This is a genomic window from Paraburkholderia sp. CNPSo 3274, from assembly GCF_024206475.1.
Taxonomy (GTDB): Bacteria; Pseudomonadota; Gammaproteobacteria; order Burkholderiales; family Burkholderiaceae; genus Paraburkholderia.
In genome coordinates this window covers 1-1331 of the sequence record NZ_JAMBPR010000209.1, presented here as the reverse complement: position 1 = coordinate 1331, position 1331 = coordinate 1, and the positions used below count along the sequence as shown (strand labels likewise).

The 1331-nt window shown below is 54.9% G+C and carries 2 protein-coding genes and 1 pseudogene; 2 read left to right on the top strand and 1 reads right to left on the bottom strand.

Annotated elements, in window-relative coordinates:
• Positions 1-193: pseudogene (locus tag M3I54_RS44235) on the bottom strand (IS256 family transposase); the annotation flags it as partial.
• Positions 194-364: 171 nt separating this feature from the next.
• On the opposite strand from M3I54_RS44235, the gene M3I54_RS44230 reads away from it, so the two are divergent.
• Entirely contained in the window at positions 365-1087 is a 723-nt protein-coding gene (locus M3I54_RS44230) for a hypothetical protein (RefSeq protein ID WP_254346703.1), read from the top strand.
• Between the two features lie 47 nt (positions 1088-1134).
• Positions 1135-1331, top strand: a 197-nt coding sequence (locus M3I54_RS44225; protein WP_254341894.1) for a transposase, incomplete at its 3' end; no start/stop codon positions are given.

Below are 1331 nucleotides of genomic sequence, written 5' to 3'. Positions count from 1 at the left end.
CCGCCGGATAACCCAGATGGTGTCCAAGTTCGGCACCCAGCGCCCGCTCGATCAGCGCCTTCTTGAACGCGGCTGAAGCGGCGTGCACCGCTTCGGCGGTCATGGGTCCCTTCACGAACTGGTCGATCAGCTCCTTCGGAATGGACGGTAACGCTGTCTGCGCTTCGGTAGTTGTCTTGGGTTTGCGTGGCATACATGCTCCTTGAGCTACATGTTATGCCTTGAACACAAAATCTATGACAGACCCGCGGAGCGACTCGCAAACGCATTCTCGAAGTTCATCTCCCGACGTGCGCATGCCTCATTTATGCACAACGAATTCGCCAGGTTTCTCGCTGAATTACCTCAAGAGTGGACATGCGAGATGTTCTTGTCGGTATCGCGGGCGACGACACTCTTCGCGAACTTCGTGTTACATCAAGCTGCGGACTATGACAAACGGGACTGCCAATACTCGTCTCTTCTGCGTCTCTGGCTTTCGTTCAGATTATTTGCGAAAGGGTTTCTGTGTGACGGCCAGCTCTTTGCGAAGCAAGCAGAGATCATTGTCTTACCCTGCAAAGAAGTGGACGGTGCTATCACCCACCGACGCGTCGATCCCGACGGCACCGTCCACATCGTCAAGCTTCTGACTGACGTTCCGCTTCGTCTAAGCAATAAGGAAGCCACAGAGCTTGTCTATCGCAAAATTCAGGCGGACGTAGACGCGATCGCTCGCTGGGCCACGAGAGAGGTTGAGATTATCTGGCAGCGTCGCATGCGTCGATTGTCGCTTGCGCAGACGGGGGTAGTCAAACATGTAATGCCCGCGACGCAGAGAGCGAAGCGGACAGCACGCTTGGACCGTAGACGACCTAATTGGGAGTCGGATACTTGCGCAACTTTTGAATACCACGGTTTTAGTGCAAGCATAGACAAGCAAGTCCGAAGCCTATATCCAAGGCCGTACGAGGATATTGCGCGCAACCTGTTTGGATTGCCAACAAAGGGCGCGCTTATTCCACACATGGCGCTCCTAGTAATCAATCATCCCGAGCTAACAGCGGGATTTTTCCATGAGTTGAAGCTCTACGACGAACATGACTGAACCGCCCCGGGATTTCCGGAGGCTCCACTTCTTGAGAAAATGGAGCTATGGAAAACACCAAGAAGAAGTCCCCAAGGTACTCGCCGGAAGTTCGTGAGCGGGCTGTGCGAATGGTACTGGAACATCAGGGCGACCACGAATCGCAATGGAAAGTGATCGCCTCGATCGCAGCGAAGCTGGGCTGCTCGGGCGAGACGCTGCGTAGCTGGGTGCGCAAGGAAGAGCGGGATCGGGGTTTGCGCCC

Bases quoted from the DNA above. Each gene is read 5' to 3' on its own strand.
- M3I54_RS44230 (WP_254346703.1), top strand. From the start codon at position 365: ATGTTCTTGTCGGTATCGCGGGCGACGACACTCTTCGCGAACTTCGTG.